Source organism: Rhizobium redzepovicii (assembly GCF_019793435.1).
Lineage (GTDB): Bacteria > Pseudomonadota > Alphaproteobacteria > Rhizobiales > Rhizobiaceae > Rhizobium > Rhizobium redzepovicii.
This window is the reverse complement of record NZ_JAILYH010000001.1, coordinates 240465-257915: the sequence shown is the minus strand read 5'-3', so window position 1 is coordinate 257915 and position 17451 is coordinate 240465. Positions and strand designations below refer to the sequence as shown.

The following is a 17451-nucleotide window of genomic DNA, read 5'->3' as shown; positions in this document are numbered from 1 at the left end:
GGCTCAGTTCCCGAGAATGCCGGGCAGGCGCAGGCCCTTGTCCCTCGCGCAGTCGAGGGCGATGTCGTAGCCGGCATCGGCGTGGCGCATGACGCCGGTCGCCGGATCGTTCCAGAGCACCCGCTCGAGGCGCTTGGCCGCATCGTCGGTGCCATCGGCGCAGATGACGACGCCCGAATGCTGGGAGAAGCCCATGCCGACGCCGCCGCCATGATGCAGCGATACCCAGGTGGCGCCCGAGGCGGTGTTGAGCAGCGCGTTCAGCAGCGGCCAGTCGGAGACGGCGTCCGAGCCGTCCTTCATGGCTTCGGTTTCGCGGTTCGGCGAGGCGACGGAACCGGAATCGAGGTGGTCGCGGCCGATGACGATGGGGGCGGAAAGCTCGCCATTCCTGACCATTTCATTGAAGGCCAGAGCCAGGCGGTGGCGGTCGCCGAGGCCGACCCAGCAGATGCGCGCCGGCAGGCCCTGGAAGGCGATGCGCTCTCTGGCCATGTCGAGCCAGTTGTGCAGGTGGGTATTGCCGGGGGTCAGTTCCCTCACCTTGGCATCGGTCTTGTAGATATCCTCCGGGTCGCCCGACAAGGCGGCCCAGCGGAAGGGGCCGATGCCGCGGCAGAACAGCGGTCTTATATAGGCCGGCACGAAGCCCGGGAAGGCGAAGGCGTTTTCCAGGCCTTCTTCCTTGGCGACCTGGCGGATGTTGTTGCCGTAGTCGAGTGTCGGAATACCGGCGTTCCAGAAGGCGATCATCGCCTCGACATGCTCGCGCATCGAGGCGCGCGCCGCTTTTTCCACGGCCTTCGGATCGCTCTCGCGCTTGGCCTTCCATTCGGCCATCGTCCAGCCCTTCGGCAGGTAGCCGTTGATCGGGTCATGCGCCGAGGTCTGGTCGGTGACCATGTCGGGGCGGATGCCGCGGCGGACCATTTCCGGCAGGATTTCGGCGGCATTGCCGAGCAGGCCGACGGACTTGGCTTCGCCTGATTTGGTCCAGCGGTCGATCATCTCGAGCGCCTCATCAAGCGTCTCGGCCTTGGCGTCGAGATAGCGGGTGCGCAGGCGGAAATCGATCGAGTCAGGATTGCACTCGACGGCGAGGCAGCAGGCGCCGGCCATGACGGCGGCGAGCGGCTGGGCGCCGCCCATGCCGCCGAGGCCGCCAGTCAGGATCCACTTGCCCTTGAGGTTACCGCCATAATGCTGGCGGCCGGCCTCGACGAAGGTCTCGTAGGTGCCCTGCACGATGCCCTGCGTGCCGATATAGATCCACGAGCCGGCCGTCATCTGGCCGTACATGGCAAGGCCCTTCTTATCCAGCTCGTTGAAATGATCCCAGGTCGCCCAATGCGGCACGAGGTTGGAATTTGCGATCAGCACGCGCGGCGCATCCTTGTGGGTGCGGAAGACGCCGACCGGCTTGCCGGATTGGACGAGCAGCGTTTCTTCTTCCGTCAGCGTCTTCAGCGTCGCGACGATGCGGTCGAAGTCCTCCCAGGTGCGGGCAGCGCGGCCGATGCCGCCATAGACGACGAGCTCGTTCGGATTTTCCGCCACGTCGGGATCGAGATTGTTCATCAGCATGCGCAGCGGCGCTTCGGTCATCCAGCTCTTGGCATTGAGCTCGTTGCCGCGGGGCGCACGGATTTCGCGGATATTGTGGCGTGGATTGCTCATGGCGGTTCCCCTGTCGAGTGATCGTTATCGTTTCAGGCCTGGCGCGATCTGTTCGATGCGCACCAGAATGTCTTTGAGATGGACGCGAAGCCTGTCCGCTTTCGCGGTATCGTAGGCAAAGGGTGGTGCTTCGGCCTGCAGATGGGTCGATTGCGCAAGCTCCATCTGGATCGCATGCACGCCGGTCTCCGGCCTGCCATAATGGCGCGTCGTCCAGCCGCCCTTGAAGCGGCCGTTGAGCACGCTGTCGTAGCCTTCCGCGGCTTCGACGACGGTGAGCGTCGCCTGCTCGATGGCGCCGGCGCAGGTCTTGCCCATATCGGTGCCGATGTTGAAATCCGGCAGCTTGCCTTCGAAGAGGAAGGGAATGTGCGAGCGGATCGAGTGGCAATCATAGAGGACCGCCACGCCATGCATTGCTCTGACGCGCTCGATCTCGGCGGCAAGAGCGGCGTGGTAGGGCGCATGAAAATCCCGCAGCCGGGCGGCGATATCGGCCTCGTCGGGCGCCTGCCCATCCTTCCAGATCGCCTTGCCGTCGAAATCCGTCTCGGGAACGAGGCCGGTGGTGTTCTGGCCGGGATAGAGGCTGACGCCCTCTGGATCGCGGTTGGCGTCGATCACATAGCGGTGGAAGGTGGCGCGCACGGTCGTGACATCATTGAGCAGCCCGTCATAGAGCTCGTGGATGTGCCAGTCGGTATCGGCGAGAATCCGGCCGTTGTCGTTGAGGCGGTCGTAGATCTCGGGCGGGACCTCGGTGCCGGTATGGGGGAAAGCGAGGATGACGGGGGAGGTGCCCCGATGGATTTCGAAGACGGGATTGGTCATGGCAAAAACCCCTCCCCAACCCCTCCCCACAAGGGGGAGAAGCTAGAGCCAGCCGCATGGTCTGCGTTCAAGATTGAATGCAGCCGGGGCCGCAGGTTAAGCCCCTCCCCATTGTGGGGAGGGGTTGGGGAGGGGACTTTCTTCTTCACTATCATTTCAACCCTCCAAAACCGGCAGAATGCCATTCGAAACCGAAGCATTCAGTGCGCCCGTCGCCACCAGCTCGGCCGCCGCGGCGAGGTCGTTCGCCATATAGCGGTCGCTGTCGAGGCTCGGCACCTGGCTGCGGATTGCGGCGATCGCCTTCAAAAGCTCCGGGCTGGTGGCAAGCGGTGCGCGCAGCTCGACCCCTTGCGCAGCGGTCAGCGCCTCGATGCCGATGATGCCGAACAGGTTCTCGGTCATGCCGAGCAGGCGCCGGGCACCGTGGCAAGCCATCGAGACATGGTCTTCCTGATTGGCCGAGGTCGGGGTCGAATCGACCGAGGCCGGGTGCGACATTTGCTTGTTCTCCGACATCAGCGCCGCCGAGGTGACCTCGGCAATCATCAGGCCGGAGTTCAGGCCTGGCTTTTTGGCGAGGAAGGCCGGCAGGCCGTAGGAAAGTACCGGATCGACCAGCAGCGCGATGCGTCGCTGCGAGATCGCGCCGATCTCGCAGACGGCAAGGGCTATCTGATCGGCGGCGAAGGCGACGGGTTCGGCGTGGAAGTTGCCACCGGAGACAACCGAGTTGTCCGACAGCACCAGCGGATTGTCGGTGACAGCATTGGCCTCGATTTCAAGGGTGCGGGCGACTGAACGCAAGAGGTCGAGGCAGGCGCCGTCCACCTGCGGCTGGCACCGGATGCAATAGGGATCCTGTACGCGCTCGTCGCCCTCGATATGGCTCTGGCGGATGACGGAGTTTTCGAGCAGGCCGCGAAGCGCGGCTGCGGTATCGATCTGGCCCTTGTGGCCGCGCAACGTGTGGATATCGGCGTGGAAGGGCGCCGAGGACCCCATGGCTGCGTCGGTCGACATGGCGCCGGTGATGAGCGCCGACTGCGCGGCGCGATGGGCGCGGAAGAGGCCAGCGAGCGCCAGCGCCGTCGAGGTCTGTGTGCCGTTGATCAGCGCCAGGCCTTCCTTGGCGGCGAGCACGATAGGTTTCAGTCCGGCCTTTTCCAGGGCCACTGCACCGGAAAGTCGTTCGCCGGCGAAGAAGGCTTCGGCCTCGCCCATCATCACCGCCGCCATATGGGCGAGCGGGGCAAGATCGCCGGAGGCGCCGACCGAGCCCTTTTCCGGGATCAGCGGAATAACGCCCGTATCCAGCATGCCTTCGATCAGCCGCACCAGCTGCAGCCGGACGCCGGAGGCGCCGCGCCCGAGCGAAACAAGCTTCAGCGCCATGATCAGCCGGACGATATTTTCCGGAAGCGGCGCGCCGATGCCGCAGCAATGCGACAGGATGAGATTGCGCTGCAGCGTGGCGACGTCGGCGCTGTCGATCTTGATCGAGGCGAGTTTGCCGAAGCCGGTATTGATGCCGTAAACCGGCGCATTGCCGGCGGCGATCTCGGCGATGCGGGCGGCGGCCTTGGCGATGCCGGCATCGAAGGCGGGATCGAGCCTGGCCGGCGCACCGGTCCAATAGATGGTCTCGAGATCCTTGAGCGAGACGGAGCCCGGGTGGAGCGTGATGGTCATCGACCGTTCCTTTCGCCCTTGAAGACGCGTGCGTGAAGCGGATTGAAGCCGATGCGGTAGACGAGCTCGGCAAGGCTCTCGATATTCCAGACGGCGAGATCGGCGGATTTGCCGGCTTCGAGCGTGCCGGTCTCGCCGATAAGGCCGAGCGCACGGGCGCCTTCGCGGGTGGCGCCGGCGATGCATTCCTCGACGGTGAGGCCGAACAGCGTCGCCGACATGTTCATGGTCAGCAGCATCGAGGTGAGCGGCGAGGTGCCGGGATTGCAGTCGGTGGCGATCGCGATCGGCACGCCCGCCCGGCGCAACGCTTCCACCGGCGGCTTCTGTTTTTCATGGATGGCATAGAAGGCGCCGGGCAGCAGCACGGCGACGGTGCCGGCCGCGGCCATTGCGGCAACGCCCTCCTCGTCGAGATATTCCAGATGATCACAGGACAGCGCGCCATAGGCGGCAGCCAGCTTGGCGCCGCCGAGATTGGAGAGCTGCTCGGCATGCAGCTTGACCGGCAGGCCGAGCATTTTGGCCTTGTCGAAGACGCGGGCGATCTCGACTGTCGAAAAAGCGATGCCTTCGCAGAAGCCGTCGACGGCATCGGCAAGGCCGAGGTTGTACATGTCGTCGAGCCCGGGCAGCACGACATCGTCGAGATAGTCGCCGTTGCGGCCCTTGTAATCCACCGGCGTCGCATGCGCACCGAGATAGGTGGTGGCAACGCGCACCGGCCTGATATGGCCGAGCAGGCGGGCGCTCTGCAACATCTTCACTTCGCCGGTCCGGTTGAGGCCATAGCCGGATTTGATCTCGACAGTGGTCACGCCTTCGGCAAGCAGCGTATCGAGCCGCGGCAGTGCTTCGGCGACGAGTTCCTCGACCGACAGCGCATTGGTCGCCTGAACCGAGGAGACGATGCCGCCACCGGCCCGCGCGATCTCTTCGTAGGTCGCGCCTTCAAGGCGCATCTGGAATTCTCGAGCACGATTGCCGCCGTGAACGATATGGGTGTGGCAGTCGACGAGGCCGGGTGTCACCCAGCGGCCTTCGAGATCGACGATGTCGGAGCGTTCGATAGCCGATGCCGGCAGCTCGCGTTCGGCGCCTGAGAAGGCGATGCGGCCGTTTTCGATCAGAACGGCGCCCTTTTCGACGATGCCGAGCCCGGCTTTGTCAGGCGCGAGCGTCGCCAGGCGCGCATTGCGCCACAGCGCCGGCCTGACCTCGGCGGATGCGGTTCCTTCAGAAAAATTGTTCCCGGTCATCAGCTTTGCGCCTTTCCTTATGCTGAAACATGTATATACATAATAAGCAGGTGACAAGAGAAATTTTGCGCGCTCTTCTGGAAAAGAAAGATCGGCGGCGCGGCAGAAGGGGAGAAAAGGCCATGACCGTACTTCACGCGAGGACTGCTCTGACGCCGCAAGGCTGGCAGAAGGACCTGCGGCTGACGCTCGAGGCCGGGCGCATCGCCCGGCTCGAGGTGGGCGTTGCCTCCGCGCCCGGTGATGAGCGCCATGCTCTGATCGTTCCGGCCATCGGCAACCTGCACAGCCACGCCTTCCAGCGGGCGATGGCCGGTCTTGCCGAAGTGCGCGGCCCGGCAAACGACAGCTTCTGGAGCTGGCGCACGGTCATGTACAAGTTCGCTTTGGCGATGACGCCTGAACATGTCGAGGCGGTTGCCGCCAAGCTTTATGCGGAGATGCTTGAGGCTGGCTTTTCCCGCGTCGGCGAATTCCATTATCTCCATCACGACAGGGATGGCGGCACCTATGCCAATATCGCCGAGCTTGCCGAACGTATCGGTGCGGCAAGCGAAGAGACCGGGATCGGTCTGACCCTCCTGCCGGTCTTCTACGCCCATTCCGGTTTCAGCGGCGCTCAGCCGATCGACGGCCAGCGGCGATTCATCAATTCGCTCGAAAGCTTCGAAAGGCTGATGGAGGGATGTCGGGCAGTGACTGGCCGGCTCGACGGCGCCGAACTCGGTGTTGCGCCGCACAGCCTGCGCGCCGCAACACCGGAGCAATTGGCGAAGCTCGTGCCGATGGCGGGCGATGGCCCTATCCATATTCATGTCGCCGAGCAGGTGAAGGAGGTCGAGGACTGCGTCGCCTGGTCGGGCGCGCGGCCGGTCGAATGGCTGCTCGATCATATGCCAGTGGATGAGCGCTGGTGCCTGATCCATGCGACTCACATGACCGAGGACGAGACGCGGCATATGGCGAATAGCGGCGCGATCGCCGGCCTCTGCCCGATCACCGAGGCCAATCTCGGCGACGGCGCCTTTGCTGCGCCCCTTTTCCTTCAAGAGGGCGGCCGTTACGGCATCGGCTCGGATTCCAACGTGCTGATCTCCTTGCCGGAAGAATTGCGCCAGCTCGAATATTCGCAGCGCCTGGCGCTGCGCGCCCGCAATGTCGTCGCAGCACCCGGCGGTTCGACGGCGCTTTGCCTGTTCAACCAGGCGCTTGCCGGCGGCGGTGCGGCGCTGAAAGCCCCGGCCGGTATCGCCGAAGGCCATCACGCCGATCTCGTTTCGCTCGATATGTCAGCCGTTCCCTATCTCTCCGGCGATCAGATCCTCGATCACTGGCTGTTTGCCGGCGGCATTTCCATCGATTGCGTCTGGGCGCGCGGCCGCAAGCAGGTGGCGGGTGGGCGTCATGTCGGGCGCGAGGCCATCGACCGGCGGTTCCTTGCCGCGATGGGCGAATTGCTGGCTGGCTGAAAAAGCGCTTTTCATAAGCAGGCATTCGATCTAGAGCGGGAGATCAATGGGAACGTGGCGATGAACCAAAGCAGGGATCCCACCTTGCACCAGCGCATCCTCGGCGAGATCGAGGGCCGTATCGTCTCGGGCGAATGGCCGCCGGGACACCGTATTCCCTTCGAGGTCGATCTCGCTACCCAATATGACGTCTCGCGCATGACGGTGAACAAGGTGCTGACCCAGCTCGCTAAGGCCGGCCTCATCGAGCGCCGCAAGAAATCCGGCAGCTTCGTCACCCAGCCGCAGGCGCAATCGGCCGTTCTCGAAATCCACGACATCAAGGCCGAGGTGCAGTCGCTGAACCTGCCCTATTCCTACGCGGTGTCGAAGACGGCGAGCCGCAAGGCCAAGGCTGAGGACAGCCGCCGGCTGGAGCTGCCTGTGGCGTCCTCGGTCGTCGAGGTGGTCTGCATCCACAATGCCGGCACGCGGCCCTTCTGCCTGGAGGAGCGGCTGATCAGCCTTGCGACCGTACCTGAGGCCGCCGATGCCGATTTCCTGACGGTGGCGCCTGGGCCGTGGCTGCTCAACCAGGTGCCGTGGAGCACCGCCGAACACCGGATCCACGCCGTCTCCGCCAGCGCCGAGGTGGCGGCGGCCCTCGACATCGCCCGCAACACCGCCTGCCTGGTGGTCGAGCGCCGCACCTGGAGTGGCGCCGGGCCGGTGACCCATGTGCGCTTCACTTATCCCGGCGATCGCCACGCCCTGGTGGCGCGTTTCACGCCGGCGTCGCAATAGCAGTAGCCGGAGGTTCCATATACAATGTCGCGGGTGTTTTAGTCTTCGAACATCTTGCCGCTGCGCGCCTCGAGCCGGTAGCGATAGCCGGGGTAGACGAGGCGGGCTGTGGAGACCACCTGTTTTGCCGACCATGTGCGCCGGCGGATCGTCAGGCAGGGTTCGGTCTTCAGGATGGTCAGGAGCTTGCATTCCCAGGCCTGCGGCATCGCTGCCTCGACGACGTGCTCGGAGCCGCTGAGCGGGGCGGCCGCCGTCAGATAGGCGTTCGGCGTCAAGGTGGTGAAATCCTGGTCGAGATATTCGGGGGCGGCCTCCGGATGGACGAAACGGTCCTCGATCTGCACCGGAACACCGTTTTCGCTGTGCACGATCAGTGAGTGGAAGACTGCCGCGCCGATCGCAAGTTCGAGCGCGTCGGCGATCTCCGGAGAGGCCGTTTCCTGGGCGAGAACGACGACGGAGGCCTCATGGACATGGCCGCGTTCGGCGATTTCCTCGGCGATGTTGCGCACCTCGAACAGCGCCGAATAGCCCTTGCGTTCAGCGACGAAGGAGCCGACGCCCTGGATGCGGACGAGTTCGCCTTCATTGGCAAGTTCGCGCAGCGCCCGGTTGGCGGTCATCTTGCTGACGCCGAGCTCGACGACCAGCTCGTTTTCCGACGGCACGCGGTATTTCGGCGGCCATTCGCCGCTGTGGATGCGGTCGAGGATCACCTGCTTGACGCCGGCGTAAAGCGGCGTGCTATCATTTTCCGCCAGTTCGCGCTTCATCTCGCCGGAACGCTTCATTGCCTATTCCTTTTGCACGAATGGAATTCGCCACCTAAATCGACTTTCCTCTTGCATATCACAAAATATCTCATATGGTACCATATACAACCTCTCAATCGGTCCTGGACACAGAAATAGGACGGAAAGGGCAAGCCGGCGAAGATCGGCGTGGTGCCGCAAGGTCTGTTTCAACTCCAGAGGAGAATTCATCAATGAAATTCAGCACAATCCTGTTTTGCGGCGTCGCCGCTCTTTCCGCCTTCGCAGCACCCGCTTTCGCCAAGGACTGGACGAAGGCGACGATCACGCTCGAGGGCGCCTATGCGCCGTGGAACCTCACCAATGCCGACGGCACGCTCGGCGGCTTCGAGCCGGAGCTCGCCAAGGTGCTCTGCGAACGCGCCAAGATCGAATGCACGCTTGTTGCTTCCGATTGGGACGGCATGATCCCGGCGCTGAATGCCGGCAAGTTCGATGTCATCATGGACGCGCTGTCGATCACCGAAGAGCGCAAGCAGGTGATCGATTTCACCATTCCCTATGCAGCCACGCCCGCTGCCTTCGCCACCGCCAAGGACAGCCCGCTGGCGAAAGCTGCCGGCACTGGCTCCACGATCAAGATGACGCCCGGCCAGACCGGCGTGAAGGAGATCGACGCGCTGAAGGAGGCTTTCAAGGGCAAGACGATCGGCATCCAGGCGGCCACCGTCTACGCCAAGTTCGTCTATGACAATTTCGGCGATATTGCCGAGATCCGCGAGTACAAGACCGGCGCCGACCGCGACCTCGACCTGCAGAACGGCCGCATCGACCTCGGCTTCGACGACGCCGTCTATTTCGCCAATGCCTTCAAGACCGCCAACGGCGCGCTCGACTTCACCGGTCCGGAGATCGTCGGCTCGATCTGGGGCGAGGGCGAAGGCCTCGGCGTCCGCAAGGCCGATACCGATCTGCGCGACAAGTTCAGCGAGGCGATCAAGTCCGCGCTCGCCGACGGCACCGTCAAGAACCTCTCGATGAAGTGGTTCCAGGTCGACGTCAGCCCGCAGCAGTAAGCGCTTCGGCCTTTTGGCCGCAGGCGCCGGTCTCCGGCTTTGTCGCCGGAGACCGCGTGTTATTCTCGATCCAGAAAATACTGCCACGGACGGGGAACGGACGATATGGCAAGCTTGGAACTGCTTGGCTTCGGCTCGACGGGATGGGGCGCGCTGCTCATTCTCGCCACCTTGATGACGCTCGCCGTCACCGCGACGGCGTTGGCGATCGGCGCGGTGCTCGGCGCGATCGTCGCGGGGGCGAAGCTCTCCGGCAATCCCTTTCTTGTGGCGCTCGGCAATGTCTATACGACGGTGTTTCGCGGCGTGCCGGAACTGCTGATCATCTATCTCATCTATTTCGGCGGCTCCTCGGCGGTCACCGCGATCGGCAAGGCGATGGGTTTCGAGGGTTTTCTCGGCCTGCCTTCCTTTGCCGCCGGCGCGCTGGCCGTCGGCATCATTTCCGGCTCCTATCAGGCGGAGGTGTTCCGCGGCGCCTTCCTCGCCATCTCCAAGGGTGAGCTCGAGGCGGCCTCGGCGATCGGCATGCATCGCGCCATGCGCTTTCGCCGCATCATCATGCCGCAGGTGCTGCGGCTGGCCATTCCCGGCCTCGGCAATGTCTGGCAGCTCAGCCTCAAGGATTCGGCGCTGATCTCGGTCACCGGCCTTGCAGAACTGATGCGCACCAGCCAGGTGGCGGCGGGTTCGACCCGGCAATATTTCCTGTTCTTCATCGCCGGCGGCTGCCTCTATCTGATCCTGACCAGCCTTTCCGACCGCATCTTCAACGGTGCGGAACGCCGCGCCAACCGCAGCATGCCGGCATCCGCCATGGGCCAGGCGTAAGGAGGCGATGATGGATTTCACCTTTCTCGCGTCAACCATGGTTACCCTGCTCAAGGCCGTGCCGACGACGCTGATCCTGTTTTCGCTGTCGATCTTCTTCGGCGGCCTGCTGGCGCTCGTCATCGTCTCGATGCGGGTCAGCGGCAACCGCTATCTGTCCGGTTTCGCCAAGGGCTACATCTTCGTCTTCCGCGGCTCGCCGCTGTTGATCCAGATGTTCCTGGTGTTCTATGGCCTCGGCCAGTTCGGCGTCATCCGCTATTCCTTCCTCTGGCCGTTCCTGCGCGAGCCGATGGTCTGCGCCGTGCTGTCGCTGGCGCTCTGCACCGCCGGCTACACGGCTGAGATTTTTCGCGGCGGCATTCGCGCCGTTTCGCCGAAAGAGATCGAGGCGGCGCGCTCGATCGGCATGTCCGGCTTCCTGCTGGTGCGCCGCATCCTGGCGCCGATCGCCTTTCGCCATGCGCTGCCGGCCTATTCCACCGAGATCGTGCTGATGATGAAATCGACGGCGCTCGCCAGCCTCGTCACTGTCTGGGAGGTCACCGGTGTCGCCCAACGGCTGATCTCGCAGACCTACCGCACGATGGAAGTCTTCCTCTGCGCCGCGATCATCTATCTCGTGCTGAACTTCATCATCCTGCAGGGCATGGCCCTGCTCGAATATTCGCTGTCCCGACACCGCCGCGCTGCGCCGCAGCCGCTGAAGGCGTAAGCGGTTTTTGAAGATTGGAGCAATCATGCCAGGCGTTACCCGACTTTCGGTCCGCAATATCCGCAAGAGCTTCGGCACACACGAGGTCCTGCGCGGCATTTCCCTCGATGCTGAGGACGGCGATGTAATTTCGCTGCTTGGCGCCTCCGGCTCCGGCAAATCCACCTTTCTGCGCTGCATCAACATGCTCGAAACCGCAAGCGACGGCGAGATCTGGGTCGATGGCGAGCACATCGAGATGGTGCACAAGAACGGGCGTAGCAAGCCGGCGAGCCAGAAGCAGGTGGACCATATCCGCTCCGAGCTCGGCATGGTGTTCCAGTCCTTCAATCTCTGGTCCCATATGACGATCCTGCAGAACGTCATCGAGGGCCCGATCCATGTGCTGAAGCGGCCGCGCGCCGACTGTATTGCCGAGGCCGAAGCGCTGCTCGAAAAGGTCGGGATCGCCGATAAACGCCATGCCTATCCCGCCCATCTCTCCGGCGGCCAGCAGCAGCGCGCCGCAATTGCCCGCGCTTTGGCGATGAAGCCGAAGGTGATGCTCTTCGACGAGCCGACCTCGGCGCTCGATCCGGAACTCGTCGGCGAGGTGCTGCGCGTCATGCGCGCGCTTGCCGAAGAAGGCATGACCATGCTCGTCGTCACTCATGAGATGAGCTTTGCCCGCAACGTCTCCAACCGCGTCGTCTTCATGCGCGAAGGGCTGGTCGAAAGCAGCGGCAAGCCCGACGACATGTTCACCGGCGGCGCCACACCCGCCTTCCGCCAGTTCATCGGCCATTTCGGAAGCGGTCAATGACGATCACCATCGAGACTGTGCTGACCTGGCGCGGTGTCGCGCGCGTCGGGGCAGGGGAAGCGCTGGCGCTGTCGCCGGCCGCCTGGGCGCGGGTCGAGCAGGCAAGCCGCATCGTTGCGCGCATCGTCGAGACCGGCGTGCGCGCCTATGGCGTCAACACCGGCGTCGGAGCGCTCGCCGATACCGTGGTCGATCGGGCCTCGCAGAGCCTGTTGTCACGCAGCATCGTGCTCAGTCACGCCTGCGGCGTGGGACCGCTGCTGGCGGCTCGCGAAGTGCGCGCCATCATCGCCGCCCAGATCGCCAATTTTTCCCATGGCCATTCCGGTGTGCGGCGCGAGATCGTCCAGTATCTCACGGCCATGCTGGAGCATGACTGCATTCCCGACGTGCCGTCGAAGGGCTCGGCCGGTTATCTCACCCACAACGCTCACACCGCGCTCGTCCTGGTCGGCGAAGGCAGTGCCACCGTGGCCGGGCGGCGCATGAGCGGCCGCGAGGCGCTGGCGGCGATCGGCCTGCAGCCGTTGGTGCTCGGCGCCAAGGAGGGCCTGAGCCTCGTCAACGGCACGGCCTGCGCAACCGGGCTGTCAGCTATCGCGCTTTCGCGCGCCGAACCGCTGCTCGACTGGGCCGATGCCATCGCGGCCCTGACGCTTGAGGCGGCAGGCTGCCAGATCGCCGCCTTCGACGAGGCGGTGCTGGCGCTGCGCCCATCTGCCGGGATCGACAAGGTCGGAGCCAGCTTGCGCGCCCGCCTCCAGGGCAGCGGCCTCGTCGCCGCCGCCTTCGGCCGGCGCACCCAGGATGCCCTCAGCCTTCGCTCGGTGCCGCATGCCCATGGCGCCGCCCGCGATGTCTTCGACAATTCCGCCCGCATCGCCGATCAGGAACTCGCTTCCGTCACCGACAACCCGGCTGTGTCGGGCACGCCGGAGAACCCGATCGTCTCCTCCGAGGCGCATGCCGTCGCCCCGGCGCTCGGGCAGGCGGCCGATAGCCTCGCCATTGCGCTCGCGCAGATCGGTGCGATCAGCGAACGGCGCATGGACCGGCTGGTCAATCCGCTGGTGAGCGGCCTGCCGCCGTTTCTTGCGAGCGATGCCGGCAGCCATTCCGGCTTCATGATCGCCCAATATACCGCCGCCGCCCTCAGCAACGAGAACCGCCGCCTCGCCGCACCCGCGGCGATGGACGGCGGCCTGACCTCCGGCCTGCAGGAGGATTTCCTTGCGCATCCGACAGCCGCCGCCGGCAAGCTGCTCGCAGTGATCGACAATGCCGAATATATTCTGGCGATCGAGCTGATGGCGGCTGCCCAGGCGCATGATTTCCTGGCGGCGACCGCGCCGCGGGCGCCAGGTACGGATCTCGTCTATCAGGCGGTGCGGCAGCGCATCTCCCATTATGGCGACGAACGGCCGCTGAACGGCGATATCGAGGCCGCGCGCAGCCTGATCCGCGAGACCGCGCCGCCGGCGATCGTTTGAACCAGAAAATTGTCAGAACGGCTTGCTGGTGGCGGAATCCTGCTTGGGCTTTTCGCCGGCCTCGAGCCGCTTGAGGCACTCACGATACGTCGGGTAGAGCTGATCCACCCGCGACAACGGCAGCGTCCAGTCACCTTCGTCGCCGGCAAAGGTCAGCTGTACGTCAGGGGTTCCGGCAAAAGCGTTCTTGATAATCTTCTTCAGGCCGCCGCTTCCTTTGCTGGCTGGCGGCCAGAGGCGAAGCGTGGTCTTGTCGAAGAATTCGGCGGCGACGACTTTCGTCATCGAACGATCGGTCAGCGTCACCTCGGTCGTGGTGCCGGCCGGAATATCCCAGCTGTCCTTGGTGACCAGCCAGAAGGTTTCTGTGACGGTCTGGCGGAATTCCATGGTCTTGCCGAGCTCGCTGTTCCACAGCAGCCGGCAATAGGCAGGGCGCTCGCTTGAGAAGCCGACCGACCATTGTCTTGCGCCACCCATCCATTCGGTCTCGCCCAAGGCGGCGACCGGCTGCAGGACAGCCGCCATCAGAACCATCGCTGTCAGAATTTTCATCGCCGAAATCATCTCCAGGACAATCCGCTCCAGCCATAACAAAAGAAGGTTGAGCTTTTGCTACCGGCTGGCTTCGAATGCCGCAAGGGCTTGAATTTGCGGCTCACCTTGCCGATCTGGCGTAGATCGACATGAAGTGAAGGAGCGTGGCGGCGGGCATGAGCGAGGTTGAACGACGCGGATTTTTGGCGAGGCTCACCGCATATGAGCCGCTGACGCTCATCATGCTGGCATCCGTCGCGGGCGGGCTGTTCGTGCTGCAGCGGCTGACGAGCGAGGTTCTCGAAGGCGAGACGCTCCGTTTCGACGAAACGATCCTGCTGGCGTTGCGACGGCCGGGTGAGCTTGGCGTGCCGATCGGCCCCGGCTGGCTGACGCATGCCGTCGGCGACATCACCAGTCTCGGTGGCATCACCGTTCTCTCGCTAATGACCGCTCTCGTCACAGTCTATCTCTTGCTTGACCGGCGCTGGCCGATCGCGATCTTCGTCTTTTCCTCGGTACTATCAGGCTGGTTGGCAAGCACACTGCTGAAGATTCTCGTCGCCAGGCCGCGTCCAGACATCGTCCCGCATCTCGTCGAGGTCAGCGATCTCAGCTTTCCCTCCGGCCACGCCATGGTCTCGGCCGTGACCTATCTGACGCTCGGGGCACTGCTGGCCCGCACGCAGCGTTACCGTTCGACGCGGATCTTCGTCATGGCCGCCGGTGTCTTCCTGGCCGTCATCATCGGCCTGAGCCGGATTTATCTCGGCGTCCATTACCCGACTGATGTCTTCGCCGGATGGTGCGCCGGGGCCCTCTGGGCGCTCGGCTGCTGGCTGATCTCGAAACGCTTCGTTCCGAGCCGAGCCCCGGGCGATGGCCTCGAAAACGGCAATGGCGACGGTGACTAGAACATAGGCTTAGAACGACTGTGGCGCCCGAATGGGGCGCCACAAGTGCTTGAGCGCTACGTACGCGGCTTCAGATTTTCCGGGTCGTAGATAGGCTTGTAGCCGACGCCGACGACTTCCACCGGATAGGTCTCGGCAAAGTATTCGACATTCAGCTTGCGACCGACCTGGCAATGCGACCAGGGCAGGTAGGCGAGCGCAATGTTCTTGCCGACTGTCGGACCGTAAGCGATCGAGGTCGTGTAAGAGCGGCGGCCGAGTTCGTCGACCAGGACCTCCCCGGTGGCGGGATCGACGACCGGCAGGTTGCCGAGCGGATAACGCTTGACGCCCGACTTGTCGGTATTCTCCGTCATCACGAGCGTGCAGAGCATGGCCGGCTGGTGCTCACGCGCCTTGTATTCCAGATGTTTTGCCTTGCCGCGGAAATCGGCTTCCTTGACCTTTGGACGGGCGAGATCGGCTTCGATCAGGTTGTACTGGGTCAGCAGGTCGGCGTTTTGCAGGCGCAGGCTCTTTTCCATGCGGCGCGAGTTTGCATAGGTCTCGACGCCGAAGGCCATCACGCCGGTCGAGCGCAGCGCATCCCAGACGGCGAGGCCGTCTTCGTATTTCATATGCAGTTCCCAGCCCTGCTCGCCGACATAAGAGATGCGGAAGGCGGTGACCGTCTTGCCGGCGATTTCGATCGGCTTGATCGCTGCGAAGGCGAAGTTTTCCTGATCGAGACCGGCCGGATCGGCCACGACCTTCTTCAGCGTGTCGCGGGCGTTCGGACCCCAGATGCCGACCGTCACGAATTTTTCCGAGACGTCGGTGATGGTGACGTCGAGGCCGCGATCTTCGGCGACGCGCTTCATATAGTGCAGGTCGCGCGGGCCGGCATCGGCGCCGTTGACGAGACGGCAGCGGTCGGCCATGCGGAAGACGGTGAAGTCGGCGCGGACCATGCCTTCGTCGTCGAGGAAGTGGGTGTAGACGCCCTTGCCGATGTTGGCATCGCCGCCGACCTTGGCGGCGCACAGCCATTCCATCAGTTCGACATGGTCAGGTCCCTCGATATCGACCATGTGGAAGTGGCTGAGATTGACGATGCCGCAATCCTCGCTCATCGCCAGATGCTCGGCATTCGACACGCGCCAGAAATGGCGGTTGTCCCATTCGTTCTCGCGGACCGGCACGCGGTCGCCATATTTCTCCAGCAGGTGCTCGTTGGCGGCATAGCCGTGTGCACGCTCCCAACCGCCCAGTTCCATGAAGTAACCGCCCAGCTCCTTTTCGCGCTCGTAGAAGGGCGAGCGCTTGGCGTTGCGGCCGGATAGATAGGGTTCGCGGGTGTGAACGGCCGGGAAATAGATCTTCTGAGCGGCTTCGTAGCAGCGGCCTTCGATGAATTCTTCGGTCAACTGATGCGGATAGAAGCGGGCGTAGTCGATGCTGTTGTGGTCGATTTCGGTACGGCCGTCGGTCATCCAGTCGGCGATCAGCTTGCCGTAGCCCGGGCCGTCCTTGACCCAGATGGCAACGCAATACCAAAGACCCCTGACCTTCTGGCTCTCGCCGCAGGACGCGCCGCCGCCGGCGGAAACCTGCAGCAGGCCGTTGAAGGAGTGACCCTCGTTATAGCCGAGTTCGCCGAGGATCGGCGTCAGTTCCATGGCGCGCTCGAGCGGCTCGATGATCTGTTCCATCTCGAGGTCACGCTGCGACGGCGAAAGGCGGGCTTCGTGCTTTTCGAGAAGTTCGCGCGGATGGCACATGCGCGGATTGTTGGCTTCGTAATAGCCCCACTCGATCTGACCGCCCTCGGTCGTCGCCGGGTCGCCGGTATCGCGCATATAGGCAGAGTTGCCCTGGTCGCGCAGCAGCGGGAAGCCGATTTCCTTGCCGGTGCCTTCGAACTCGTTATAGGGACCGAAGAAGGTGAGCGGATGATCGACCGGCATGACCGGCAGGTCTTCGCCGACCATCTCGGCGATCAGGCGGCCCCAAAGGCCGGCGCAGACGATGACGTGGTCGGCCATGATCGTGCCGCGATGGGTGACGACGCCCTTGATGCGGCCGCCTTCGACGATCAGCGACTTGGCCGGCGTATTGCCGAACACCTGCAGCTTGCCGGCCTTTTCGGCGGCATCGACCAGCTTGCCGGCAACGGTCTGCGAGCGCGGAATGACCAGGCCGGCATCCGGATCGTAAAGGCCGCCCATCACCTGATCTTCCTCGATCAGCGGGAACTTTTCCTTGATCTCGGAAGGGCTGACATAATGGGCGCGCGTGCCGAAAGCGCGGGCCGAGGACAGCTTGCGCTTGATCTCTTCCATCCAGGCATCGTCGCCGGTGCGCGCCACTTCGAGGCCCCCGATGCGGGCGTAGTGGCCCATCTTCTCGTAGAAATCGATCGAATATTGCGTCGTCCAGACCGAGAGATAGTCGTGGCTGGTGGTGTAACAGAAGTCCGAGGCATGGGCTGTCGAGCCGATATCGGTCGGGATGCCCGACTTGTCGATGCCGACGATATCGTCCCATCCGCGCTCGACGAGATGATGCGCGATGGAGGCGCCGACGATACCGCCGAGGCCGATAATGACGACCTTTGCCTTTTCCGGAAATGCTGCCACGT

15 protein-coding genes are annotated in these 17451 nt (G+C 63.8%); 8 read left to right on the top strand and 7 right to left on the bottom strand.

Features of this window, described 5'->3' with window-relative positions; genetic code table 11:
- Window positions 1-3: 3 nt before the first annotated feature.
- The 4 genes from hutU to hutI all read right to left on the bottom strand — a co-directional run bounded on the left by hutU (window position 4) and on the right by hutI (window position 5459).
- Window positions 4-1677: a urocanate hydratase gene (gene hutU / locus K6N12_RS01230; protein WP_183854660.1), complete on the bottom strand. Its 1674-nt coding sequence runs from the start codon at window positions 1675-1677 to the stop codon at window positions 4-6.
- Between the two features lie 24 nt (window positions 1678-1701).
- Complete coding sequence (gene hutG / locus K6N12_RS01225; RefSeq protein ID WP_183777929.1) at window positions 1702-2508, bottom strand: N-formylglutamate deformylase; 807 nt, start codon at window positions 2506-2508, stop codon at window positions 1702-1704.
- 156 nt (window positions 2509-2664) lie between these two features.
- Window positions 2665-4200, bottom strand: a complete 1536-nt coding sequence (gene hutH, locus K6N12_RS01220; protein ID WP_183777930.1) for a histidine ammonia-lyase — start codon at window positions 4198-4200, stop codon at window positions 2665-2667.
- Window positions 4197-5459 (bottom strand): imidazolonepropionase, encoded by a 1263-nt coding sequence (gene hutI, locus K6N12_RS01215; RefSeq protein ID WP_183777931.1) that lies wholly within the window; start codon window positions 5457-5459, stop codon window positions 4197-4199. Before hutI ends, hutH begins: the two co-directional genes overlap by 4 nt.
- A 122-nt stretch (window positions 5460-5581) precedes the next feature.
- Between hutI and K6N12_RS01210 the strand changes: the two genes are divergently transcribed.
- Both K6N12_RS01210 and hutC (K6N12_RS01205) read left to right on the top strand, forming a co-directional pair.
- Window positions 5582-6928 (top strand): formimidoylglutamate deiminase, encoded by a 1347-nt coding sequence (locus K6N12_RS01210; protein ID WP_183777932.1) that lies wholly within the window; start codon window positions 5582-5584, stop codon window positions 6926-6928.
- Between the two features lie 60 nt (window positions 6929-6988).
- Window positions 6989-7711 (top strand): histidine utilization transcriptional repressor HutC, encoded by a 723-nt coding sequence (hutC, locus tag K6N12_RS01205; protein ID WP_183777933.1) that lies wholly within the window; start codon window positions 6989-6991, stop codon window positions 7709-7711.
- Window positions 7712-7749: 38 nt separating this feature from the next.
- Here the strand turns inward: hutC (K6N12_RS01205) and hutC (K6N12_RS01200) are convergent, their stop codons facing one another.
- Window positions 7750-8505 carry a histidine utilization transcriptional repressor HutC gene (gene hutC, locus K6N12_RS01200; RefSeq protein ID WP_183777934.1) on the bottom strand — a complete coding sequence of 252 codons (756 nt, stop codon included), beginning with the start codon at window positions 8503-8505 and terminating at the stop codon, window positions 7750-7752.
- A 194-nt stretch (window positions 8506-8699) separates the two neighbouring features.
- Here hutC (K6N12_RS01200) and K6N12_RS01195 point away from each other — a divergent pair, with 194 nt between their 5' ends.
- From K6N12_RS01195 to K6N12_RS01175, 5 genes are all read left to right on the top strand, one after another.
- Window positions 8700-9542 carry a transporter substrate-binding domain-containing protein gene (locus tag K6N12_RS01195; protein ID WP_183777935.1) on the top strand — a complete coding sequence of 281 codons (843 nt, stop codon included), beginning with the start codon at window positions 8700-8702 and terminating at the stop codon, window positions 9540-9542.
- Window positions 9543-9647: 105 nt separating this feature from the next.
- Window positions 9648-10373, top strand: a complete 726-nt coding sequence (locus tag K6N12_RS01190) for an ABC transporter permease (protein ID WP_183777936.1) — start codon at window positions 9648-9650, stop codon at window positions 10371-10373.
- 10 nt (window positions 10374-10383) lie between these two features.
- A complete protein-coding gene (locus K6N12_RS01185) occupies window positions 10384-11088 on the top strand; it encodes an ABC transporter permease (protein ID WP_097625545.1) in 705 nt (234 codons plus the stop codon).
- Window positions 11089-11113: 25 nt separating this feature from the next.
- Window positions 11114-11890 (top strand): ABC transporter ATP-binding protein, encoded by a 777-nt coding sequence (locus K6N12_RS01180; protein WP_003595156.1) that lies wholly within the window; start codon window positions 11114-11116, stop codon window positions 11888-11890.
- A complete protein-coding gene (locus tag K6N12_RS01175) occupies window positions 11887-13380 on the top strand; it encodes an HAL/PAL/TAL family ammonia-lyase (RefSeq protein WP_183777937.1) in 1494 nt (497 codons plus the stop codon). Before K6N12_RS01180 ends, K6N12_RS01175 begins: the two co-directional genes overlap by 4 nt.
- A gap of 12 nt (window positions 13381-13392) precedes the next feature.
- Here the strand turns inward: K6N12_RS01175 and K6N12_RS01170 are convergent, their stop codons facing one another.
- Window positions 13393-13935 (bottom strand): hypothetical protein, encoded by a 543-nt coding sequence (locus K6N12_RS01170; RefSeq protein WP_183777938.1) that lies wholly within the window; start codon window positions 13933-13935, stop codon window positions 13393-13395.
- Between the two features lie 158 nt (window positions 13936-14093).
- On the opposite strand from K6N12_RS01170, the gene K6N12_RS01165 reads away from it, so the two are divergent.
- Window positions 14094-14831, top strand: coding sequence for a phosphatase PAP2 family protein (locus tag K6N12_RS01165; protein ID WP_183777939.1), 738 nt, complete (start codon window positions 14094-14096; stop codon window positions 14829-14831).
- Between the two features lie 56 nt (window positions 14832-14887).
- Here K6N12_RS01165 and K6N12_RS01160 read toward each other — a convergent pair whose 3' ends face one another.
- Window positions 14888-17449, bottom strand: coding sequence for a GcvT family protein (locus tag K6N12_RS01160; protein WP_183777940.1), 2562 nt, complete (start codon window positions 17447-17449; stop codon window positions 14888-14890).
- Window positions 17450-17451: the final 2 nt, after the last annotated feature.